This is a genomic window from Streptomyces sp. Tek67B01, assembly GCF_055231995.1.
Map to the genome: position 1 here is coordinate 7,231,359 of NZ_JBUYUY010000001.1, position 22,262 is coordinate 7,253,620.

Consider the following 22,262-nt stretch of genomic DNA (forward strand, 5'->3'; position numbering starts at 1 on the left):
ATCGGTTCTCTCACTGGCAGGGGACGAGTCACGATCGGCGCACCAACCGACTCGCCGGCCTTCTCTCCGTGCGAAGTCTCGTGTTCCTAGGCCGCCCACCCGGGGCGGTCGATGGCGGCGGCCCGTACGAACTGCACGACACGCCCCACTGTTTGATCCTGCTTGGAGTCAGAATCTGGGCGATGGTCGCAGTGGCGGCCGGTCGAAGGCCGACGGATCACAGCTGTGTCCAGCCGCGGGGTTCGGCGTTGCCGGTGAGGGGTGTCCAGACAGGGCCTTGAGGGCCGTGGGCTTCCAGGTCGTCGAGGATGGCGGCGCCGAGGGGGACGTGGGCGGCGAGCTGACGGACCAGGTCGTGGCTGGCGGCCATGTGCCGCAGGTCGGTGATTCGGTGGGCGAGGGTGGGGCGTGGGGCTCCGGTGAGGATGAACAGGATGCGTGGGAAGCGGGGGTAGGTGCGTTGCCAGGCCAGCATGGCGGCTTGGTCGGCGAGGGTTCCGCGCCGGCCGATCGGTTGTGGGGTGTAGTCGTGGAAGCGGGCGTAGGTGATGAGTTTGCGGGCGAGGCGTTCGCTGCTCATGGTGGCTCGGTCGATTTCCACGAAGGCCCGGTATTGCAGGCGGCGGGGCCGCGTGGCGGTGTAGTGGAGTACGGCGTCGGCGATGAGGCGGTCTTCGCCTCCGGTGTCGGGGAGGCGGTGGGTGACTTCGGGCACCCAGTCCAGGGGGTGGTACTCGTCTCCCCGGGCGCGGGCTTCGGTGAGGAAGGCGAGGTGGGCGCGGATCCCGGTGAGTGTGTGGGCTGCGCGCAGTGAGGCGGCGGCCGGTGACTGGATCGGGGCGGGGGCTCGTCCGCGCAGTTCGGGCCAGTCACTGACCGTCTGGTGACCGGCGGGGGTGAGGAAGTGGGCCTGTAGGCCGCTCTTGCCCAGGGCCGTCTGGTCTGTGAGTCCTTGCTCGCGCAGCGGCACCAGCACTTTGTGGATCTTGCGTGGTGGGGTGTCGGGGGTGAGCATGTGGTGGATCTGGGTGGTGGTCAGCAGCCGGTGCTGGGCGATCAGGGCGAGGGCCTGGTGGGCGTGGGTGTCCTCGGTGGGGGGCTGGAGCATCGAAGCGGTGGTCATGCGTACTGCTCTCCTTCGGGGGCGGCAGCGTGGGCGGACGTCGTTGCTTGGGTGCTGCTGGTGGTCAGGAACCGGCGGACCTGTTCCTCTTGGGCCAGGGCCACGGTGGTCCGCTCTGCAAGGGGCAGGGCGCCGGCGTTGGCATGGGCCGTCTTGCGCAGCGCACCGATTTTCTTGGGCTCGGCGCGATGCCCGAAGACCTCGCTGAGTTCGGGGCCCCGGATCGGCAGGGGGCCGATGCGCTTGCCGTCGACGGTGAAGGAGGCGTAGTGCCGCCAGCGCTCCAGACCTGCGATGTCGCGTGGGGTGATGGTGTCGGGCCACTGGCTGGTGATCTGGGCGATGGCTTCGACCGATCCGGCCGTGGTGGACAGGCAGGAGGCGTTTTGTATGAGGGCGGCACGGGTCGCGGGACTGAGGCGGTGCAGGAGCTGGGTCATGCCGTGCAGGCGGCATCCGAACTTGCGTAGCTGTTCGGTGATTTCCGCGAGCACGGTGGAGGACTGTTGGTCCAGGGAGATCAGCTCGTCGAGGTAGAAGCGGAAGGAGCGCCGCTGCGGTTCGGGGAGGTCGCGCCGGGAGAGGCCGGCGCGCAGGAAGTCGTGGACGATCATGGAGGTGAGCAGCCGGTCGGTGGGTCCCGTGCCGGATGGGCAGATCCACACCACGTGGCCTTTGTCCATGGCGCGGCGGATGTTGTAGCCGCTGACGGGGCAGCCCAGGAAGGCGCGCAGGACCGGTGAGGAGCCGAGGCGTTCCAGCGGGTTGAGGACGGTGGGCAGTGCGTCGCGGGGCAGGTCGGGGAAGCTGCCCTTCCACCACTGTTGTGCTTCGGTGTCCAGGGTGGCGACGGCGAGGTGGCGGAAGACGGTGTCGGTGAGCAGGGCCCGCACCTGGAAGATCGTGGCCTGCTGCTCGGGTACCTGCGCTGCGATGGCTTGGGTGTTGACGGCCACGAGGGCCTCGACGGCTTTGGTGAAGATGGTCAGCGCACGCGGTGCGGTGATGTCATTCCATCCCAGGGCGCCGGCGAAGGCCTCGACGACCGCGGCGGTCACCTCGTGCCGGGGCTGGCCGTCGCTCATGTCCAGCACGTTCCAGCAGCCGAGCATGTCCTGGTCGTCGCGGACGGTGAGGTCGAACAGAGCGACGCGGTCGATGATGCCCGAGTGGGCGAGGTAGCGGGCGACGTCGTCGAAGGAGTCACCGTGCGGGTCCACGAATGCCAGCCCCCGCCCGTTGTGGGCGCTGGCGACGGCGTGGACCTGGGCGCGCATGGTCTTGCCCCACCCGGCTTTCCCGGACTGCACTTCGAACAGGGTGTCGTCCTCGCGGGTTGCCAGCAGTCGTTCCCGGCCGTCCGCTTCCCGATACCAGCCCTGCGGCAGCAGATCCTTGCCCAGCGCGTAGGTGGGCATGTCGGCCTCCTGCACCGGCACACGGGCCGCGGCGGTGGGCGGCTTGAGCAGTCCGGCCAGCTCCTCGATGTGCGCCCACCCTCCCCGGGCCGGGCGCATCACACCACTCGACCACTGCTCATCGAACCGGGCCCGCCACGGCCGCCAGTCAGGCCCGAAACGGACAGGCCCCACAGCGAAGCCGAGTGACGACAGACGGGAAGCGCCCGCGTAGACGTCCAGGGCCGCGCCCATCCGCGTCAGCCGGCTCTCCGCCCGTCCTTCCTTATCGGAGGCGCAGCGCACCAGGACCTGAACCCGCACCAGCCCCGGCGTGTGCGCGAGCTTGCCCAGCACCGCATCCCGCTCCACGCGGCGCGGCTGTGGGGACATCACCATCTGACCGCGGGGACTGCTGCTCCATTCGGCCGGATCCAGCAACCGGCCCAGGGCGACCGGAACGCTGTCGGCTGATTCTCGGGTCAGCCATCGGGCCTCCTGCCGCGCTTCACGCCGGGCCTGCTCCCGGGCCCGCTGCATCGCCTGGAACCGGCGCATGGCCAGGTGCCAGCGGGAGGCGGGGGAGAGGTCCACGCACACCTCGGCGAGATCCCCCAGTTCGGAGCGCAGATCGGCGACGGCGTCGATCAGCGGCTGCAAGGGGTCTGGATCCAGGGGCACCTCGCGCAGCTTCGAGCCGGGCTTGCCGTGCAGGGTGAACACGGCGCGCACCACGTGCTTCCGGCGTTTGTCGGCCACCGCAGGGACAGGCGTGGCCTGCACACGGTGACCGTAGGGCGTCTGCTTGAGCAGGTCGTACGCCGTCTGCGGCGCCTCGATCCGGTAGGTCAGCGGTCGGATCCCGTCCGCGCGAAGCCGCACCCGCACAGAGCGGGCACGGCGCGGGGTCCACCACGGGCCCGAGCCGGCCGCCCGGACCAGCTGCATGCCCTGCCGCCAGATCTGTTCCGGGCTTGCCTCGAACTCGGGCGTGGGAACCAGCTCCAGGTAGGTGCGCCGCGACAGGGCTTCAGCGGCCAGCCGACGCTGCACCACCTCGCACCCGGCGAACAGCGCGCCGCCGATCAGGGCCAGCCACCACGCGTTGACCCAGGCCCATCCCGCGCATGCGGTGACCGCCTGAACGAAATCGGCGGCGAGGGAGAACGTCTGCTCCGCGTCCGACGCGCTCATGTGCGATTCCATGTTCCGTCTCCGTTCTGGATGAAGTGGACAGCTGCGGGGCGACCGTCGAGGAAGCTCCCGGCCCGATCGGCCCCGGCCCACACGAGCCGCACCACAGCCCGAAGGGGCTGCTGCGCGTGAGAGTCCGTGCCGGAGCCGGCAGCCGGGGTGGGGTCGCGGCGGGCGGTGGCGGCCTGGATACGGACCTGGCTGTAACCGGCGATCTCGCCGAGCCAGGCCGTACGTCCCAGGTCCAGCAACCGCCGTTCCTCGTCGGCCGGTAGGTCCCGGGGGCTGGCCTGGTCGAGGGCCTGCTGGATGAGCGGGTCGGCGGCGGGCCCGGATCCCGGCGGAGGCAGTTCCTGCCGCTCCGGCTCGCCGGCGGACGGAGCCTGTGGGGGAGCCGACTGGGGCGGGATTGCGGTCATCCTCGCGGGCGGCGTGGACTCGGGCCCGTCGTTCTCGGGATGCGAGGTGGCCGCGGCCGGGGAGGTTGGCATCGGGGTGCCGCTCGGCTTCGCGGTCCGCGCTGGTGCCGTTGCGGCCGAGGTCAGACCGGCGGACGCTGGCGTGTCGACCTGGTGGAGTCCCGCGTATGTCAGGAAGACACCGGTGGCGCCCAGCAGGGCGGCGGCACCGATGACGCGGCTACCTGTCCATCCGTTCACAGGAGCCTCGTTCCGCCCGCGTAGTCCGGCATGGCGGTGACAGGGTCAATCTGAACCGCTTTGCCGGGGCGTGGCGCGTTGATCATTTTTCCGTCGCCGAGGTAGATACCGACGTGGTGGATGGTCGAATCGGATGTGGGGTCGTAGCCGTAGAAGATGAGGTCACCGGGGGCCAGGGCCGCAAATCCGGCGGACGCGGGGATCCGCCGCCCCACACCGGCCTGCGCGGATGCGGTGCGCGGCAGGGTGATCCCGGCGGTGGCGTAGGCGTACTGGGTCAGGCCCGAGCAGTCGAAGCCGACCACGGTGCGGCCGTCCTGCCCGCCGGGGGAGCAGCAGATCCCGCTGCTGGGGCCCTGGGGTCCGCCGCCGCCCCAGGAGTAGGGGACGCCTTGCTGGGCGAGCGCGGCTTGGACGACGGCGCCGACGTTGCCGGAGGGGAGGGCGGGAAGCCGGCCGAGGGCGTCGTACCGGTCGATGCCCGACATCACGTCGTCCACGTACGCCCACGACAGGTTGTAGGTGTGGATGGCGGCGCGCAGCTGCTCGCGGTCGGCGAGGTTACGGCCGCTGCCGCATAGGTAGACGGCCGCCGCCGTAGCGGCGTCGTCCGCGTTGTGCGGACTGATCACCCCGTCCTTGTTGCCGTCCTTGCCGTAGGCGCGGAAGGTGTCGGGCAGGAACTGAAAAGGACCCACCGCCCGCTCGTATGCGGTGTCACCGTCCCACTGGCCGCCGTCGGTGTCCGTGATGGCGGTGGTGTTGCCGCCCGCGCCTGATCCGTCGAGGCGCGGCCCGACGATGGGTGGGGTGATGTCCCCGCCCGTTGAGATCGTGTGGCCGGAGGCGTGGTCGGATTCCACGCGGGCGATCCCGGCGAGGATCTGCCAGCGCATCCCCTTGCAACCGCTCACGTACGAGGTCGCCTGCGCGGCGCCGGTCAGGTAGGCGCTGAGCATCCGCTGAGGGATTCCGGCCGCCGCCGCGTTGACCGCACCACCGCCCTTGTGGTCACCGGCAGCGGCGGACAGCAGCACCGGCCCGGTGCAGCACGCGGCCGCCACGAGCAGCAGCACACCCAGGCATCCCAGCTTCTTCCACCGTTTCACTGCTCACCGCCTTCGCGCCGGCGGCGCTCGGCGGCGCGGGAGTCGAACTTCGCGCGCAGCCGTGCCGCGTTCGCCTCCGCCTGGGCGTCGCTCGGAGTCCGGGACCCCGGCCCGGATTCCGATCCCGATCCGGGTGCTGTTTCGGAGCGGCGCGGGCGGGCGGGTGCCGGTGAGGTCGGCGCCGTTGAGGCGGGAGGTGACGGCGGGCGCGGCCGGGTGGAGCGGCCGGATTCGACCCGAGGGGCCGAAATGCCGGTGCGGGTTGTGGACGTACGGGCGCCGGATGCGAGGGGGGCGGTGGCGATGGCGGCGGCCAGGGCGGTGTCGCGCACGGACCGCATGGGGTCGTGGACCTGCCAGGCGGTCGCGAGGGCCTGCCCGGTGCGATCGACGCCGTTGCGCAGGGCACGGCCGCCGTCGGCCCAGCGTCCGGCGTCCTCGCGTACCCCGTTGGCCGCGACGCGCAGTTGGGCGTGGGCGTCGTCGGTGAACTGGGAGCCCGCCTCTCGGGCACGTCCCAGATTGCGGGGCAGGCCCAGGGTCGCGCCGTAGGCGGTGCGGGCGGTACCGGCGGCGACGCGGTAGCCGCGCAGTCGCGATGCCCGCGCGTGCAGCCGTGATCCCAGCAGCGGCCGGTCGGTTTCAGGATCGTGCAGGACCTCACCGGTCCACTGGTCCACCACCATCTCCCCGGATCCGCGCCGCCCCATGGCCGTCCCGCCGTTGGCGGCCGCGTGGAACCGGGCGGCCGCGGGGTGCTGCTGAGGCTTGGGGCCAATCAGTGCGGCGTGCGCGCCACGCAGGGCCACGGCCAGTGGTGCGATACCGCGCCGCCCTTCGGCCAGCGCGTCACCGAGCAGCCGGCCGGGGGACATCGGCATCCCGCTGCCGTCACTCAGCGCGGCAAAACTCCCCAACGACCGGAGCCGGGCGCCGAACGCACCGTGCGCAGCGGACATTCCCCCGCCCATGCCGCCGAACCCGAGACGGCCGGCCCCTGAGGGGCCGTGCATGGCAAGGGCCGCGCCCAGTTCGGAGTTGTCACCGGTCAGGTGGCTGCCGCCGATCTTCTTGAACCGCATGCGGGTGGCCATGCGCTGCCCGAACCCGGCCGTCGCGGCCAGGATGCGGCGGTGCATGATCAGGAACGCGACGGCGAGGGCGTCGACCAGCAGCAGCCGTTCCACCATCACGTCGGGGCCGCTGTCCGACAGCAGTGCGGCCACGGCGATGCCGAAGAGTGGCAGGGCCATCGCGGCCATGAACGAGACCAGGGCGGAGACGATGAAGACGCCCAGCCACCGCCACAACAACATCCGGGACGGACCGGGCAGCATCGCCCACACCCAGGCGATCGGGCCGCCCGCCGCGGCGGCGGCGTCCGCGCCCTGGGCGCCGAACATCACCACCGCCATCGAAACGATCATCAGAGCCACGACGATCACCGCGATCAGCAGGGCGACGACCGACCAGACCCGGTCCCAGGTCGGCTGCTTCGCGTAGGCGGCGCAGGCCTTACCGACCGGACCGGCCTTGTCCAGCTCGTCGAGGAGTTTCGCGAAACCGGCGTCCTTGGACCGCGCGGGTACGTCCCGGTTGCAGTACTCCTTCGCCGGACCGAACAGAAGCCGACAAGGATCTTCCGCCTTCTTGCCAACCCGGCGCTCGCAGGACTCCTTCAGCGGCCCGACGACTCCCTTGCACTGGTTGGGGTCGACCGGCTTCGCAGTGTCGGGCCGGCTGCTGTTGATCCACTTCACATGGGCCTTGTAGGCGGCGGCGTCGTCGGGGTTCTTGGGGTCGAGGATGCGGCCGTACTGGAGCAGCATGTAGGGCTTGACCACCAGGGCGTCGGTGAGCGCCTTCTGGATGGGTTCGACCACCGTTTCCGCGCTCGCCTGCTCGTGGACGCAGTTCGGGGCCGAGGGCCCGGCCGCGCTGGCGCAGTCGCGGCTGGTGCGGCCGGGGGTGCTGAAGTAGGAGCTGGTGGTGATCGATGCGACTTCCAGGGCGGCCTGGTGCGTCTGGTCGAGCGGTCCGTCCTTGCCCAGCAGGTAATCGGGACGGATGAAGGCGCTGGCCGCGAGGGCGGCGATGACCAAGGTCAGCGTGATCTCGCCCAGGCCCGTGCCGACTTTCCCGCGGACGAAAAGGATCAGCCCGAACACGAACGCCCAGGAAAGCAGCAGCCCTTCCAGCCCCAAGGCGCCGACGACGTTGTGCTTGTAGGCGTCGGCGAGGTGCTGCGCGGGCCCGGTCAGCAACGTGAGGAGCGGGAACTTGAAGACGAATCCGATCAGCCAGCAGCACAGTCCCACCAGCAGCCGCACCAGGGTGAACAGGCCGCTCATCACAAGGCGCTGGGTGTGCCCGACGATATCGATGGGAGGTGCGCCGGTCGTGAGTGTGTCGACGGCGCTCATGGCGGGGATGGTGTCCGGTGCGGCGACCACTGCCTCCAGCTGGTAGCCGCTGAGTGGCGTGTCCTCGCCGGTCATGACGTCCAGGGGGCCGAGCAGGCCACCGCCGTCGGCGCTGCCGTCAGCGGCGGCCGCGACCGCCGTGTTCGTCACCAGGAACACGACGGTGAGCAGGGTGACGAATCCGGCGGAGCGCAGCGTGCCCCGGTCTATGTCGAAGCGGGCCATCACAGACGCCGCTCTGCCGTGGTCACCAGGGCGATGGCGGCCGCGATGGCGACGGTGGAGAACAACAGCAGCATGGTCCTGCCGTCCGGCGGCGGGGATGAGAGAGCTGCCGCTGCCGAGGGGCCAGGCGTTGCGACGGGATCGCCGGGCGCGGACCGGCACAGATCACGAGCGGGACCGGCGACCATGTCACAGCCGTCCCCGACGACCGCAACCGCGGCCGCCTGCTCAGTGGAGACCGCCGGCCGGGTGTGGGGCATGGCCCATGCGGCGACGGTGCAGGTGAGCAACATGAGAGTGACTGCGGCGGTGAGTAGCAGCCGCGCATTGGTGATGCGGGTCATGAGGTCCCCCCGGCGGCCGCGCGGGTGGCGCGGCCGGGTGTGGTGAAGATCTTTTCTCTGATGCGGGGCACGGGCGGCACGACGATCTTGATTCGGCCGACCTGCATGCGCGGGTCGCGCAGGAACATCTCGCCTTCCCGGCCGCTTTGGCCGACGGGGGAGAGGCCGGTGGTGACCATCCGTACGAGGTCTTCGTTGTCGCCGTCCAGGCCGATGAAGCGCAGGCCCTTGGCGGCGCGGACGCTGTCGGTGGTGCGGGCCAGGAAGCGGTAGGCGATCAGAGCGGCGTCGTTGCCGAGTTCGGCTTCGTCGTGGGCGCCGAGGAAGCATCCGGCGCCGTGTTTGCGGCCGTCGTGGAGGATCTCGTGGACCAGCGCGGATCCCTCCGCCGAGGAGGTCAGCCAGTACACCTCGTCCATCGAGACCAGACAGAACCGGGCCGGGTCGGTGAACGCGGCCTGCCGGGCGATTGCCGCGATCAGATACAGGACGGCCCGCCCGATCAGCGCCTCCAAGGGTTGCTGGCGCAGCACTTCGGCGTCGGCGAAGGCCTCCTTCGGCGGCAGGGTGAGTCCGGTGGTGGTGACCACCACCAGGTCGGCGCCCAAGTCCCCGTCCAGGGTGACCGGCGGCAGATCCGGGTCGAACACCATCGCCGCGAGGGGGTTGCCGCGCACGATCCGCAGCAGGTCCGCCATGGTGGCGGCCGCATCCGCACGCGTGGTCGCGCTGCCCACCTTGGCCAGGTCGTCGAGGACGTCCAAGACCTTGCCCATGGACGGGCTGGGGCCTGCGCACACCTCCTGGACCGCGTGGTGGAGCACCGCTCCGGCGGCGGTCATCGCACCCACACCCAGCTGCAAGGTGAGGTAGGACAGCGCGTAGTGGGCGCCGACCGGGCCGCCGAACACGCGCAGCGGGTCGATGGACACCTCGGCGCGGGCGGCGTCGATGACCTCGCACCGGTCGCCCATCGCGGCCCGCCCGAAGGTGGCCCATTCCCGGATCGGGGTCCGGTCGATGACGATCGCCCGCCCGCCTTGGTCCACCACCGCCGCCGTGACGAGCTTCTCCAGCACGCTCTTGCCGGCGCCGAGGTCGCCGACCACGGCCAACGACGCGGAGGCGTTGACCTGCGGGGCGTCGGCCGGATTCAGCAGCACGGGGCGGATGGTGCCGGAGTCCAGGTCGTGACCGACCATCATTCCGGCCGGGTCCCCGACCCTCGACAGGGTGAACGCGCCTGCCGCGGCCCAGTCCTCCGACAGCTGGTGCTGCGTGAACTGGCCCAGTTTCGGAGCCCGCACCGTACCCGGCAGGCCCAGAGCGAACAGCTCCTGCTGCATGCCGTAGGGGCGCTCTACCCGGTAGTCGCCCCCCGAAAGGGCCGCGGACAACTCCCGCGCCCGCGCGTCACAGGTGTCGGCATCCGGCCCCCACACCGTCAACACGGTCACCGACTGGACCTCGACCTCCACCGACGTCCGCGCCATCCGGGCGTCCTGCTCGGCGAGATCCCCGGCCGCCTCGGGAAGCGAATGCGGCATCCCGGTCGGCTGCGCCCCGTACTGGCCGGCCTGGTCGAGGAGTTCGCGCTTCTTGCGCTGGACCTGGGCGCGGGCCTTCTTCGCGGGCACGATCCGCAGGTCCACCGCCACGTCGATCGGGAACGGCAGGTGCTCCAGCTGCGCGAGGACGTCGGCGTGGTCCACGGCCATCGCGGGCGGGAGTTCGGCGAGCACCAGGTGGGACTGGTAGCCGGTCCCGGCCTCGGATTCGACCTGCAGCCACCGCCGGCCCAGCGGCGAGAGGGTTCCGGCCTTGCGCCACCACGGCCGCTCGGCAGCCTTCGCCTTGCCCCGGACGTCCGTGTCCTGGCCGCCTTCGGACAGACGGATCTGCCCCAGGTCCGCATAGGAGGGGGAAGTGAGCCGGCCGTCGTGGACACGACTGCCGTACAGCGGGCTGTGCTCGGCGTCCGACAACAGCGGCTCCCGGTCAAGACCGCGGTGCACGGCGTGCTGCACCATCCACACGATCTCCGCCGCAGACGCCGGGCGCAGCCCCAGCCCACCACCGAGGGCGCTCTGGATACGCTCGGCCTCCGCGAACGCCGACCTCACCTCCGCCTCCGGCACCGGCACCGCAGGAAGGTCCAGCGCTGCGGACAACTCCCCATACAGCGCGCCCAGAGACGCGGTCGTGGCCCCGACCCGGCTACCCGAGAGAGGCACGGCCAGCCACAGCGTCCGCTCGTGCATCTCCTCGCCGGTCAGCAACTCCACGGCGGCCGCGCAGGTCTGCGACCACGCGGGCAAGCGCTCCCAGTCCAGACCGGCCACCATCCGCTCGGCGATCTCACCCGGATCGGTACGCGCCGCCAAAACGAACAAACGGGGTTCCATGGCGGGCATCGACCGCACCAGGGCAGTGACCCGGTCGAGAAGGTCCTGACGAACCTGCGCCGGCAGATATCCCCCGGGCAGCGGCGTCACCCGCCACACCGCCCACACCCGGGCGGAAGCCGACCACAGCAAATGACCGGCAATGTGCCGAAACGGGGTACGCATCACGCCGCCCTCCTCTCGGAATCCGCGAGCAAGGAGGCCAGGCCCGACCCGGCAGCCACCCGCCCCGACACGGCAGGCAGCCGCACCACGGCCCCGTCCCCTCCACGGGCGGAGTCCCCACCTGCCGAGAGGGCAGCGGGCAGCGCGGAGTCGGGCAGGGGGGCGCCCTGGATGACGAACCGGCCGCACAGGTGGGAGGGACGGCGGTCGCGGGCGATCCGGCCGCCGATCCGACCCGCCGGATGCCGCAACAACAGCGAGACCACCCCGGCCGCGGCAGTGAACGGGTTCTGACCGGCGATCTGCGCCCCGCGCGCCGCCCACACCGCCACCAGCCACGACACGACCGGCACCGGACCGGCCCACGACCACCAGGCGTAGCCCTTGATCAACGCGAACGCCCCACCACCGAGGATCACCAACTGCGCCGGGGTGTACGGGCCGAACCAGATGACCCAGTCCCCGAGCTTGCCCAGCACCCACGGATGACGGCGCGCACCGGTGTAGACGCGCGCGATGCGGGGCCGCGCCGTCGCGCTCACAGGATCTTCCCGTCCGCACGGCGCTGCGGGGCCTGCGGATCCAGCGGTGCGGAACCGGTCGACGGGTTCTTGATCTTGTCGGAGAAGAAGCCGGCCAGGGTGTCGCGTGAGCTGTAGATGCCGAGCGCGATGGCCATCGCGAGCAACGCGCCGATACCGGCCTTGAGGGAGAACTGGCGGCAGATGGTGACCAGGACGATCACCACGAGAGCGACCTTGAGACCCCGGTCGGCCCACTTGCCCAACATGTCGAAGAGGCCGTCGCCGAGGGTGTCCAGCTGGCTCGCGAGGAGCATCGTGTTCATCGGGCACCTCCGTCGGTGGCGGTGGGCGTGGTGGAGGGGGACGCGAGACCGGCAGGCGTCTGGGTGGGGGATCCGGTGTCCAGGGCGCTGATCTCCCAGCGTCCGGCGCGGGCGGTCACGGTCAGGTGGTACTCCAGCGGCCAGCGGGTACCGGCCCGGTCCTCACCCTCGACACGGACCCGGACCCGCGCCTTCGTCCCGTCGGCCGGAACGTCCTTCCCGGCTGCGGCCTCGACGTCGGCGGCGACGTCCTTGACGTCGACCCGCGCGTAGGACGCGGCCGCCGGCGCCGTCAGGCGCACCCCCGGCGACAGGTACCGCTCCAAGCCCGCACCCTGCCCACCCGCCCCGGCGAGGTAGGTCCGCAGGAACTCCCCGAGGGAGACGGCCAGGGGGCCCGTGGAGGGAACGGGGTGGCCGAACGCCGAGGTGCCGGCTTGGGCCGCCTCGGGGGCGGCGACCTCCGCGGGCGACCCGGTGATCACCAGCGGCCCGCCCTCCTTGCCGCCGGTGCCGCTGACGGCGAAGTACCGAACCGCAGGGTGGAGGTCGCCATGGTCCGTGCTGGTGCTGGTGCTGGTGCTGGTGCTCGGCGCGGGCTCGCGCCGCTCGTCGGCGACGGCGGCGACGGTCACTGTCCACCCACCGCCTGGCAGGTGGGCGGTCCGCAGCGCGGTCACCCGCACCGCCACCGGAGCCCCGGCCTCTCGGGACCGGGAAGGGAGTTCGCTCTGCGGTGCCATCGCCCGCACCGCCGCCCCCACCGGGCTGTCGGACGCGGAGGCGTCGGCGCGCAGCCACAGCTCCACGAAGTGCGCAGCCGTCCCGGCCGGATCGACCTGCGGACGCGCGACGCTCGGTGTCGGGGCGGGGGCCGCCTGCGCGGCGGTCCCGGACGGCGCGGCCAGCGCGACGGCCAGAGCGAGCGGGCCGGCCGCGAGTGCCGTCCAGATGCCGATGCGGGCCAGTCGAGGACTTTGGGAGACGGGACGGCCGGCGGGGACGGTCTCAGGCCGCGACGCGCGCAGTGGCGTCGAGGACGTGATCCGACCGGCCGGACGTTCTCGGCCGGGAGGGAGGGTGCGACGGCGTGCCATGGGGCTGCCTTTCCTGGGAGCGGGGTTGCTTGCTCCCACACAACGGCGCCCACCTCACCGGCCTGCTCACCACGACCACCCCCGTGCCATCACGGCTGGGACACGGCTGTGGTGGTGAGTCACCGGTGACTCACCACCACATCCCCACCGCAGGTCACAGCCCTGCCGCCCAGAAACTCACCGGGCTCGTGTGACGTCACCACCGCCAAGTCACCACCTGGCGGGCACTCACCGACGGCGGTGGTGAGTTACCGCTCTGGCCGGTGAGCGGCTCGACGGCCCGGACAGTTGTCGGGGAACATCCCTCGTGCGGGGCGCCTTCCGGGCGGGCCCGTGTCGTCCGGGCCGTGGACGGCCTTGACCGGGCATGAACACCACCAAGTACCCGCTCCTGGCCGCCGCGGCCGTGCTCGCCGTTCTCTTCGGGACGGTCTCCGCCGCCACTGCGACTCCGACCGCCGCACTCGGCTACCGCTGCTCGACCAGCACCCAGACGATCGACGACGCCGGATACTCCGGCCCCGCCCCCGACAACTGGGATATCAAGATCCAAACGTGCGCCGCCCGATCCGGCTCCACCGTGTACGCGTACGCGGACATCCGCTGGGACGGACCGTTCTACACCAACCAGAATGCGACGATCTTCGACGGGGCCAAGGTCCGACTGCAGATCATGGTCTCTCGGGAGGGCACCGACCCCGTGGTCACAGAGCGCGACTTTCAGCTCAAGGACCGGCTGGAGACGGCCACGTCCAGTGGTGACAGGGACGGCCACTATCGCACCCCGACGATCAGCCACCGGGCAGGCAGCGGAGCGTACGCGAACGCGGTCCTGTATCTGGACTGGCACAAGGACGGCCGTGGATACCGAAGCCACGACTACAAGGGATCACCGACCGTCTGACGGCTCAGGTGTCCTCTGCCGAGGGGCTCGGTGGGGACAAGCTTCCTATCGTTCCTGTTTGGGGCGCGTCCCAAGAGCACGTGGCGGCATGGTCCACGGTGGCCATATAAGGACCTTGACACGGCGCCGACCTCCCCATCACCGACATCGTCGGCGGTGGGCGAGCCCAAGCACTGACTCGGCGGACTCGACGCCCTCGGCCGTCTGTCCGGTGGCCGCAGCGGCCTGGTCGACGGTCAGACCCAGCCCGAGGTGCTCGCCGAAGGTGCGGTTTCGGGGAGGAGGTGCGCTCTTGCTCACGGGATTCCCGTCTGGTGGCTGCCGCTCCTTTCGGCATCGGCGGCGCCGAAAGGATCACGCTTGTACGAGGGCCGTCGTGCTGTGGTGGATGAACTCCTGGACCCTGGTCTCCGCACGCCATGGCTCCAGCGTTGCGGCGAGCTTGCGGAGGTAGTCATGGGCGCGCGTGGAGCGGACGCGGGCCAGGATTTCGACTGACCGTTCCCCCATGTCGAGCCCCTGATCGAGGTGGCCTGCCTGGATGTGGGCTGAGCCCATGACCGCGAGGCGGATCCCGACAGCTCGGGTGTACACGCCGGCGGGCATGGCGTCGGCCTGCCGGCTCCAGCGCTGTGCCGCTTTCAGGTTGCTCAGGTCACGGTAGATCTCCGTGGCGTCGGTGCTGATCCGGGCGTGGGTGAGGTAACTGAGCCATTCGGGGTCCCGGGTGCCGGGACGGATGGAGGAGAGTAGGTCCTCGGAGGCCGCCAGGGCGCGGGCAGCCGACTTGGCGTCGCCGGCGCGGCCGTGCGCGCGGGCCTCGGCGAGTCGTGCGAATGCCAGAACCCGTGGGGCGGCGGAGTGCTTGGCGCGTTCGTAGGCGCCTTCGGCCATGTCGATGGCTTCCGACAGGTGCCCGCGGAGGTAGGCGTGCAGGCTCATCGTCGCCAGCACGTAGGAGCCGGCCTGGACGTCTCCCGCACTGCGCGCCAGGCGCAGCGCCTGGATGAAGTGCTGCTGTGCTACGTCGTGGTGGCCCATGTCCACGGCTGCCCACGCGGCGATCCTGGCCAGTTCGGCGGTGGCGGTGAAGAGTTCCGCGCCGATCGTCTCGGTGAAGGTGCCGCTTAGCAGGGGTGCGGCCCGGTTCTGCAGGCATTCCCCGACGGAAGAGGCCATCACGTTTCCGCCGCCGAACTTGGAGTCCCACCGACGGGCGTCCTCGGCCGCCAGCCACAGCTCGTCCAGATCAGCGCGGCCGACGCGTTGGTCGCCTTGGCGGGGGAGTGGGGGGTCGGTTGGGTTGGCGAGCCACCGGTTGACGGGTGTTTGGTAGGCGGCGATGGCCAGTGGGCCACCGGTCAGGAGAGTGCGGCGGTGCATGCTGCTCCAGTATTCGATGGACAGACGCAGGGCGTCATCGGGATCTCGCGGGAAATCCAAGCCCATATCTGCCCCCTTCTCCCGTAGCTTGCCCATGCCGATCTCGTCCAGCCCCACCCGTCGGCCGAGGCGTTCTCCCAGCACAGCGGCGATGAGGTCGGGTACCGGCGGGCGGGGCACCATGCCACGGTCGATCCAGTTCGAGACACTCGTATGGGTGTATCCCCGCCCCTTCTCGCCCTGCCGGCTGAGTTGGTTGACGCGGCGGGCCAGCCCTTCCCTGCTCACCCCGCTGGCTTCGAGAACCCTCTTGAGATCGAGGTTGGGTGGCTTGGTCCGACGGTGAGTCGCGGTCACGGCACACGCCTTTCCGTGATGCTGCCTTGCCCGGTCGGCTTCCGCCGATCCGAACTTCCGAGCGTATGCCCAGGGGCTGACAACTGCGCGCGGTCTGCGATCTGTTGGCCCCCTTGTGTGCCTCCTGCCGGAGTCATGTCCGGCGGTTTCCTTGGACTACCGCCGGTCGCGGCGGAATCACCAAGGTGTTGAGGAGGGCGAGGCATGCCACGACATCCAGCCTCCGAGCAGGAATCGGACGTACGGGAGCAGGTCGAGCTTCTGGTGCGGCCCGGTCGGCCGCTGGCAGGGGTACCCGGCGGGTGGGCCCGGATCGGGAAGGACCAGGCCACCAGCGCTCAGCGGATGAGGGAAATCATCGAAGGCGCGGCTGACAGTGAGCGGTCTGTGCTGATCAGCGTCAATCAGGAGGGCGGCCGGCTCAATGCCCTGGACTGGGCGCAGACCGTCCAGTTCCCGGGAAATGCGGCGCTTGGGGCAGCCGGTTCGGCCGAGCTGGCCCAGCTCGCGGGCGCTGCGATGGGCCGCCAGCTGCGCGCGGTAGGGCTGTGCTGGAATCTGGCCCCAGTCTGCGACCTGGGCACGACACCGTCGACTTCCGCGGTAGGCACCCGGGCCTTCTCCGCAGATCCGGTGATGGCGGGGCGCCTCGCGGCCGGATTCGTCCGGGGCCTGCAGGGCGCACGGGTCGCCGCTACCGCCAAGCACTTCCCGGGGCTGGGCGGGGTGGCGGCGGATCCGCACCACACCGTGCCGGTCGTGGAACGACTGGCGCCCGGAGCCCTGGTGCCGTTCGAAGCCGCCGTTCAGGCCGGAGTGGCCTGCGTCATGGTGGGCAGCCACGTGGTGCGTGAACTCGATACTGAGCCGGCGCTCGCCTCGGCCCGGGTGATCGGGCTTCTGCGCGACGGTCTCGGCTTCGGCGGGGTCATCGTCAGCGAGAACTTGTCCCTTCCCGCCGTCCACGGACCGCTGGGCGGGCTGGTGGAGGCCGCCGTAGCGGCAGTGGCCGCAGGGGTCGACGTGGTCATGCTGGACTCGGAGATCTCTCGCGGTCACCACGGCCCGCAGACAACGGCAGATGGGAAACGGCGCTCGGCCGTCGTAGACGGACTCACCGAAGCTTTCTTTCAAGGCCGCATCGATCCGGCCCGGATCACCGTGTCCGCAGCGCGGGTCCGGGAGCTGGAGGACCGCTTCGGGTACACACCGCCGGCCTCATTGCCCATGTGGCAGACCGCGAACTCTGACGCAGCAGGAGTCGCCGATCAGGTCGCGGCCCGGTCGGTCACGGTGATGCGAGGGGAGGGCCTGCTGCCGCTGCCGAAGGGCGCCCGGCCGATCGCCTTGTTCCGTGTGCCCGATCAAGGGGAGCGCCGTGCCGACAGTGCCCGCCACGCGCCGGATGTCTTCCCCGGGATCTTCGGTGAACGCCGAACGGCGCTCGCTGTGGAGGCGGGCGGTGACATCCCCGCCGAGGCATGCGCTGTGGTGGTGTACGGCTACGACACAGGTCGCGGGCCGGGGCAGATCAGCGGAGCTGCGGCCGAGTCCAACAGACTGGCCGGTCATGCCGTGCCCGTCGTGCAGGTTGCCTTCGGTGACGTCGAGGACCTGGCGGGCTCCGGTGCCGACGTGCTGATCGCCGCCTACAGCCCGCACTGTGCGAGCGCCGAGGTCGCGGCCAAGATCCTTTTCCGCGCCGGCGGCCGGCTCCCGCGAGGGGAGTTGTGGTGATCCAGATTCCGGTCATCGAGCTCACCACTTACCTCCAGCAGCTCTACCGGGCTGCCGGGATGACCCGGCAGGGCGGCCGCACCATGGCCCAGGCCCACGTAGAGGCGGATCTGCGCGGGATCACGGGACATGGCTCCCGGCTCGCGCCCGGCTATCTCTCCAAGCTCCGCTCCGACCGCCTCAACCCCCGCCCGAAGATCACCCTGCGCGGCGACAGCCCGGCCTGTCTTGCCCTGGACGGGGACCTGGCACCCGGCCCGGTCGCGGCCCGGCACGTTGTTGGCGTCTGCGCCGTGCGCGCCCGCCGGAGTGGGGCGGCTGTGGCGACCGTGCGTAATACCGGCCACGCCGGGGCGCTCGGCGTGTACGTGACCTGGGCCGCCCGTCACGGGCTGATCGTGCTCCTTGCGGCCCAGACCTCGTCCGCGAGCGTGGCCTTGCACGGCGGCACCGGGCAACCGGTGCTGGGCAACACGGCCCTGGCCATTGCGATCCCTGGACCGGATCCGCAGGAACCAGTGCTGCTCGACATGGCAGCCGGCGCGATGTCCTGGGGGGCCTTGCACCGGCGGGCGGCCACCGGCCGCCCCCTTCCACCGGGCAGCGCCGTGGATGCCGAGGGCCGCCCGGTCCTCGATCCGGCCGATGCGGCCGCGCTCCTGCCTTCCGGTGAGCGCGGACAAGCCCTGGCCATCCTGCTGGAGCTGCTGGTGGGTTCACTGACCGCCAGCAGTCCCCTGCCTGTCGGTTCGGAGGGCCGCGGGTTGCTGTGCCTGGCGGTGGACCCCCGCCGGTTCGGCGCAGCCGCTCACCTGGCTGCCGGGGTCGAAGCGGTCGCCGCCCAGGTCCGCGCCGACGGGGCCCGGATGCCCGGCGACCGGGCCTGGGTCAGCCGCACCCGCTCCAAGACCACTGGTATCAGCCTCGACGAGGACGACGTGCTGGCCCTCATCGCCGCTGGCGAGGGGCACGTTGAGGCACCCACCGGCTGGACCACACCCCACCTGATCCGTACGCCTGCACCGGCCGGAGAGGACACCCGATCATGACCACCGCACCGCCCACCACCCTTGAGGACCTCGCCGCCGACGGACCCGGCCTGCTCCTGGACCGCGCTGCCCGGCCACGGGCCGGGCGCGTCCTGCAGAGCCTGCTCGACCTGGCCGACCCCTACCCCGTCCTGACCGCCGCCAGCAGGCTGTGCGTTGGCCAGCTTCATCAGGCGCTCGGCGCCGCCGCCGACCAGCGGATGCTGACCGAACGGACCGGACGACGCGTCCCCCTGCAGGAACTGCCCACTCGTGTCCTGGCCCCCCTGACCGGCGCACACGGGCTCGCCCCGGCGGAGAGGGACGCCCTGCACTTCGTCCTGCGGTGTGCCTACGCGTTCCCGGGGCCGGTAGGCACCCCGTGGGCGCCGCTGGCGTTCAAGGAGGAGCTCCCGCCCGGGTTCGTGCCGTTCGCGTCGTCGGAGCAGATCGCCGCCTGGCAGTCCGAGGCGGGCCCGGACGGGCTGAACACCCGCTACCTGGTGTCCCAGATGAAGGGCGGTGTCTCCGTCGACTTCGGAATCGGTTGCCCGCTCGGCTGCGCCTACTGCTACCGGCGCGAGGGCGACACCGTGTACGGATACGTCAATGCCTGGGAGCCGGACGGCTTCATCGGCGCCGAAGAAGCCGTCCGGCGGCTCCTTGCGCACCCCTGGTTCACCCCGCACATCACCCCGATCGGCCTGCACATGTCCACCAGCGAAGCCTTCCTGCCCAAGTTGTGGGACCGCACCTGGGGCACGCTCAAGCTCCTAGACGACCTGGGGCTGACCAACCGGGTGTCGTGCATCACCAAGCACGCCCTGCCGGAGGAGAAGATTCGGGCGCTGGAGTCCCTGGTTCACGTCGACCTCGACATCAACGTCTGCTACTCGGCGATGCCCGAATCCGTCGAGCCGCCGAACCGTCAGCGCCGTATCGACTTCCTGGCCAGGATCCTGCAGTCGGACAGGCTCAACGTGCTCGCCTACTACCGTCCGATCGCGGAGGGCTTGAACACCAGCGACGCGCACCTGCGGCACGTGTGGGAAGTGTTCAAGGAGGCTGGGGCCCGCACCGTGGTCCTGGGCGGCCTGAAGTTCGCCGACGATCACGCCCGCTCCTTCATGGAGTACGGGCTGCCGCTGCCCCAGGGCAGCTTCACCGCCGGCAAGAAGCTCCTCACCTCAGCGACCGAGACCCGCATCATGGCCATGTTCGACGAGGTCTTCTCGGACATCCCCTCAGGCGAGCGGCCCGCGGTGCTCAAGCGCTCTTCCTGCGGCCGCTCCGTCGAACGCGGAAGCCACCTGCCGGACTACAACGGCCACTACGACCTGCCGGCCACCAACTGCCGACTGCGCTGCCCCGCCGCCCAGCACCAGGCCTGCGCCGCCGCCACCATGCCCACCGCCGAACAGGTCGGGCAGCTGCTGGAGCGCATCGGCCGCACCGGCAGCCGGGTGGACATCAACCCCGTCACCACGATCGTCCACGCGAAGCTCAGCCAGTTCGAGCGCACCTTCCTGCGCCAGAACCTGCTGTCCCCCGTCCACACGGCCCGACAGGCCGCCGACCTCGTCGCCGGGAAGCTCTCATGACCCACACCTTCGCCCGTATGTTCCTGCCGCTCGCCGACAGTCCGCTCACCCAGCGGCCCACCGAGCCGGACGCCGAGGTCGCGGTGCTCCTGGCGGCCACGGCCGACCCTGACCCGGCCGTCCTGGCCGCACTACTTTCCATCACCGAACCCGCGACCGCCGACCGGATCACCGCCGCCCTCGACGCCCGCGCCGACCTGCCCCCCGCCGCGCTCGCCCATCTCATCGTGGCGCGCCCGGACCTGAAGCAGCCCGCCGCCCGCCTCAAGACCGTCCTCTTCCCCGACGGCGACGGCTGCCACAAGTTCACCCGCGCCATGGCCGCCCTGGCCGTGCGCCCCGAGACCATTGACCACGCGGTCCTCGGCAGCCCCAAGTTCGCCGCGATGGCCGCCTCCGTCGACACCACCGCCCTGCACGACCTCCTCGCCCCGCTTCTGACCACCCCGGCCCTGGCCGGGCCCGCCGACGCCGCCCTCGCCATCCTCCTCGGCGCCCGCCGCGCCGCCAGCCCAGCCACCACACCGTTCGATCTCGCCGCCGACGCCGCGCTCCACCGCACCTGCCAGGGCCGCATGAACGCCGAACTCACCGCCCTACGCACCAAGACGATCGCCGAGATCGCCGCACACACCGGCGGCCTCACCCAGGCCGCCGACCTCTGGTACGACGCCCTCACCGCCGCCGCCACCACCCCCGAACTCGCCGGACAAGCCCTCGCCCTCGCCTACCTCGCCGGCACCGCGCTCGCCACCGGCACCGAACCCGATTGCCCCTGGCCCGCCGTCCACGCCCGCTGGCAGCAGGTCACCGCCGCCCAGCGCGCCGCCCGTACCCACACACCTCTGTGGGGCGCCGCGTGGGACGCCGCGGCCACCACCGCCGACGGCGCGTTGTGGGACCCCGTCCAGCGTGCCCTCGTCGCCGGATACGACCTCCTCACCACCCACGTCCGCACCATCTGCCCCAAGGGCAACGACACCCCGACCCCGGACCAGTGCTGGGCCACCGATGAGACCGGCCGCACCCTCATCCACACCATCGCCGACCACCTCACCGGCAACCGCGGCCACTCCCCGCTGACCCACTTCGACGACGCCCTGCTCATCTCCTTCGTCCGGGAACACGCCAAGCTCCGCCGCGACCGCATCCCCGGCGCCCTCCACATCCACGGCCTCATCGCAGCCATCAAGGCCGCCCGCTCCAAAGCCCACCTAACCGCCCACCCCACCGCGCCCCGCATCGGCATCGTCGTCCCCATGCGCGGCGAAGCCGCCCGCATCGCCGGTGGACAGGACGCACTGGTGGCGAAGACCGCCCAACTTGCCTGGCTCCTGGCCGCCCACCCCAACGCCCGCGCCGAGCTCCTCCTCGTCGACGAAGACCCCGACGCCGCCTCCTCCACCGCGGCCACAGCCGCCCTTCCGCCCGGACAGCTACAGATCCGGCACACCATCGCCCACCGCCCCGACCCGGCCAGCGCCAAGGGCGGAGCCGTCCTGTGGGGCCTGACCCAACTCGCCGAAGCCGGATACCCGCACCTCGCCTACACCGACCTCGACCTCACCTACCCCCTCGACCAACTCGGCCTGCTCCTCCACGCCCTCGCCACACCCGGCACCGGCTCAGCCATCGGCTCCCGCCGCCAGCCCGACTCCGCCGGCTACTACCCGCCCGCCGGCCCCCCGGCCACCGCCACCCTCTACCAGCAAGCCGTCGGCGAACTCCTCGCCCTCGACATCACCGACCCCCAAGCCGGATTCAAAGCCTTCAACACCACCGCCCTGCGTACCACCCTGGCGCGCGTGAGTGACCGGGAGCTGTCCTTCGACACCGACCTCCTCGCAGCCCTCCAGCTCTCCGGCCACACCATCGCCGAGACGGGCATCGCCACCCTCCACCGCTACGTGGACGGCCAGGTCGGCACCCCACGCGACTACGACGCCATGCTCACCGCCGTATACCGCCAGGCAGCGCGCCACGGACTCAATCCCGAAGCCCGCCCCACCCCCGCCCTCGACCGCATCACCGCCGCCAGCTCCCTCGCCGCAGCCGCCGACGTACGCCAGAGCGTCAGCCTGCCGATGCCCCGCACCACCGCATCCTGACCCACCACCCAAGGGCGGGGCAGTCCCACGCCGTTCGTCGTGGGACTGCCCCGCCCTTCGCCTGCGCCTTCACAGACTCACGGCTGCGCCTGCGTACACTGGGCCGCCCTGCCCCCAGCGGACCGGCCCCACCATCACTCAGGCCGGCCGCCCGTC

At 71.2% G+C, this 22,262-nt stretch carries 17 protein-coding genes; 5 read left to right on the forward strand and 12 right to left on the reverse strand.

The window, feature by feature from the left end; all coding sequences use genetic code 11:
* Positions 1-217: 217 nt before the first annotated feature.
* Genes ACV7NM_RS33155 through ACV7NM_RS33200 form a run of 10 tightly spaced genes read right to left on the reverse strand, consistent with a single transcriptional unit; the run spans position 218 to position 12,988 of the window.
* On the reverse strand, positions 218-1,123 hold the full coding sequence (locus tag ACV7NM_RS33155) for a replication-relaxation family protein (protein WP_463413763.1): 906 nt from the start codon (positions 1,121-1,123) through the stop codon (positions 218-220).
* Positions 1,120-3,714: an ATP/GTP-binding protein gene (locus tag ACV7NM_RS33160; RefSeq protein WP_463413764.1), complete on the reverse strand. Its 2,595-nt coding sequence runs from the start codon at positions 3,712-3,714 to the stop codon at positions 1,120-1,122. Before ACV7NM_RS33160 ends, ACV7NM_RS33155 begins: the two co-directional genes overlap by 4 nt.
* Positions 3,711-4,373: a hypothetical protein gene (locus tag ACV7NM_RS33165; protein ID WP_463413765.1), complete on the reverse strand. Its 663-nt coding sequence runs from the start codon at positions 4,371-4,373 to the stop codon at positions 3,711-3,713. The genes ACV7NM_RS33160 and ACV7NM_RS33165 overlap by 4 nt, the downstream gene beginning before the upstream one ends.
* On the reverse strand, positions 4,370-5,482 hold the full coding sequence (locus tag ACV7NM_RS33170) for a C40 family peptidase (RefSeq protein WP_463413766.1): 1,113 nt from the start codon (positions 5,480-5,482) through the stop codon (positions 4,370-4,372). Before ACV7NM_RS33170 ends, ACV7NM_RS33165 begins: the two co-directional genes overlap by 4 nt.
* Entirely contained in the window at positions 5,479-8,130 is a 2,652-nt protein-coding gene (locus ACV7NM_RS33175; RefSeq protein WP_463413767.1) for a hypothetical protein, read from the reverse strand. Before ACV7NM_RS33175 ends, ACV7NM_RS33170 begins: the two co-directional genes overlap by 4 nt.
* On the reverse strand, positions 8,130-8,474 hold the full coding sequence (locus tag ACV7NM_RS33180; protein ID WP_463413768.1) for a hypothetical protein: 345 nt from the start codon (positions 8,472-8,474) through the stop codon (positions 8,130-8,132). Before ACV7NM_RS33180 ends, ACV7NM_RS33175 begins: the two co-directional genes overlap by 1 nt.
* Positions 8,471-11,044 (reverse strand): ATP-binding protein, encoded by a 2,574-nt coding sequence (locus ACV7NM_RS33185; protein ID WP_463413769.1) that lies wholly within the window; start codon positions 11,042-11,044, stop codon positions 8,471-8,473. The genes ACV7NM_RS33180 and ACV7NM_RS33185 overlap by 4 nt, the downstream gene beginning before the upstream one ends.
* Positions 11,044-11,586, reverse strand: coding sequence for a hypothetical protein (locus ACV7NM_RS33190; RefSeq protein ID WP_463413770.1), 543 nt, complete (start codon positions 11,584-11,586; stop codon positions 11,044-11,046). The genes ACV7NM_RS33185 and ACV7NM_RS33190 overlap by 1 nt, the downstream gene beginning before the upstream one ends.
* On the reverse strand, positions 11,583-11,891 hold the full coding sequence (locus tag ACV7NM_RS33195) for a hypothetical protein (protein ID WP_463413771.1): 309 nt from the start codon (positions 11,889-11,891) through the stop codon (positions 11,583-11,585). The genes ACV7NM_RS33190 and ACV7NM_RS33195 overlap by 4 nt, the downstream gene beginning before the upstream one ends.
* Positions 11,888-12,988, reverse strand: coding sequence for a conjugal transfer protein (locus ACV7NM_RS33200; RefSeq protein WP_463413772.1), 1,101 nt, complete (start codon positions 12,986-12,988; stop codon positions 11,888-11,890). Before ACV7NM_RS33200 ends, ACV7NM_RS33195 begins: the two co-directional genes overlap by 4 nt.
* A gap of 367 nt (positions 12,989-13,355) precedes the next feature.
* On the opposite strand from ACV7NM_RS33200, the gene ACV7NM_RS33205 reads away from it, so the two are divergent.
* Positions 13,356-13,892, forward strand: coding sequence for a hypothetical protein (locus ACV7NM_RS33205; RefSeq protein ID WP_463413773.1), 537 nt, complete (start codon positions 13,356-13,358; stop codon positions 13,890-13,892).
* A gap of 138 nt (positions 13,893-14,030) precedes the next feature.
* Here ACV7NM_RS33205 and ACV7NM_RS33210 read toward each other — a convergent pair whose 3' ends face one another.
* Together ACV7NM_RS33210 and ACV7NM_RS33215 are read right to left on the reverse strand one after the other, a co-directional pair.
* The gene (locus tag ACV7NM_RS33210; RefSeq protein ID WP_463413774.1) at positions 14,031-14,192 is read right to left on the reverse strand and encodes an NAD(P)H-dependent glycerol-3-phosphate dehydrogenase; all 162 of its coding nucleotides are present in this window, start codon (positions 14,190-14,192) and stop codon (positions 14,031-14,033) included.
* 54 nt (positions 14,193-14,246) lie between these two features.
* The gene (locus ACV7NM_RS33215) at positions 14,247-15,632 is read right to left on the reverse strand and encodes a sporulation protein (protein WP_463413775.1); all 1,386 of its coding nucleotides are present in this window, start codon (positions 15,630-15,632) and stop codon (positions 14,247-14,249) included.
* A 204-nt stretch (positions 15,633-15,836) separates the two neighbouring features.
* On the opposite strand from ACV7NM_RS33215, the gene ACV7NM_RS33220 reads away from it, so the two are divergent.
* From ACV7NM_RS33220 to ACV7NM_RS33235, 4 genes are read left to right on the forward strand one after another with little or no spacing between them, the layout of a single operon-like run.
* Positions 15,837-17,369 (forward strand): glycoside hydrolase family 3 N-terminal domain-containing protein, encoded by a 1,533-nt coding sequence (locus ACV7NM_RS33220; RefSeq protein WP_463413776.1) that lies wholly within the window; start codon positions 15,837-15,839, stop codon positions 17,367-17,369.
* Positions 17,366-18,418 carry an Ldh family oxidoreductase gene (locus ACV7NM_RS33225; RefSeq protein WP_463413777.1) on the forward strand — a complete coding sequence of 351 codons (1,053 nt, stop codon included), beginning with the start codon at positions 17,366-17,368 and terminating at the stop codon, positions 18,416-18,418. The genes ACV7NM_RS33220 and ACV7NM_RS33225 overlap by 4 nt, the downstream gene beginning before the upstream one ends.
* Positions 18,415-19,998, forward strand: a complete 1,584-nt coding sequence (locus tag ACV7NM_RS33230; RefSeq protein WP_463413778.1) for a radical SAM family protein — start codon at positions 18,415-18,417, stop codon at positions 19,996-19,998. The genes ACV7NM_RS33225 and ACV7NM_RS33230 overlap by 4 nt, the downstream gene beginning before the upstream one ends.
* Positions 19,995-22,106 (forward strand): hypothetical protein, encoded by a 2,112-nt coding sequence (locus ACV7NM_RS33235; RefSeq protein WP_463413779.1) that lies wholly within the window; start codon positions 19,995-19,997, stop codon positions 22,104-22,106. Before ACV7NM_RS33230 ends, ACV7NM_RS33235 begins: the two co-directional genes overlap by 4 nt.
* The last annotated feature ends 156 nt before the right edge of the window (positions 22,107-22,262 follow it).

Coding starts and splice junctions, on each gene's coding strand:
- ACV7NM_RS33155 (WP_463413763.1), bottom strand. CDS start 1,123: ATGACCACCGCTTCGATGCTCCAGCCCCCCACCGAGGACACCCACGCC.
- ACV7NM_RS33160 (WP_463413764.1), bottom strand. CDS start 3,714: ATGAGCGCGTCGGACGCGGAGCAGACGTTCTCCCTCGCCGCCGATTTC.
- ACV7NM_RS33175 (WP_463413767.1), bottom strand. CDS start 8,130: ATGGCCCGCTTCGACATAGACCGGGGCACGCTGCGCTCCGCCGGATTC.
- ACV7NM_RS33180 (WP_463413768.1), bottom strand. CDS start 8,474: ATGACCCGCATCACCAATGCGCGGCTGCTACTCACCGCCGCAGTCACT.
- ACV7NM_RS33185 (WP_463413769.1), bottom strand. CDS start 11,044: ATGCGTACCCCGTTTCGGCACATTGCCGGTCATTTGCTGTGGTCGGCT.
- ACV7NM_RS33195 (WP_463413771.1), bottom strand. CDS start 11,891: ATGAACACGATGCTCCTCGCGAGCCAGCTGGACACCCTCGGCGACGGC.
- ACV7NM_RS33200 (WP_463413772.1), bottom strand. CDS start 12,988: ATGGCACGCCGTCGCACCCTCCCTCCCGGCCGAGAACGTCCGGCCGGT.
- ACV7NM_RS33205 (WP_463413773.1), top strand. CDS start 13,356: ATGAACACCACCAAGTACCCGCTCCTGGCCGCCGCGGCCGTGCTCGCC.
- ACV7NM_RS33220 (WP_463413776.1), top strand. CDS start 15,837: ATGCCACGACATCCAGCCTCCGAGCAGGAATCGGACGTACGGGAGCAG.
- ACV7NM_RS33230 (WP_463413778.1), top strand. CDS start 18,415: ATGACCACCGCACCGCCCACCACCCTTGAGGACCTCGCCGCCGACGGA.
- ACV7NM_RS33235 (WP_463413779.1), top strand. CDS start 19,995: ATGACCCACACCTTCGCCCGTATGTTCCTGCCGCTCGCCGACAGTCCG.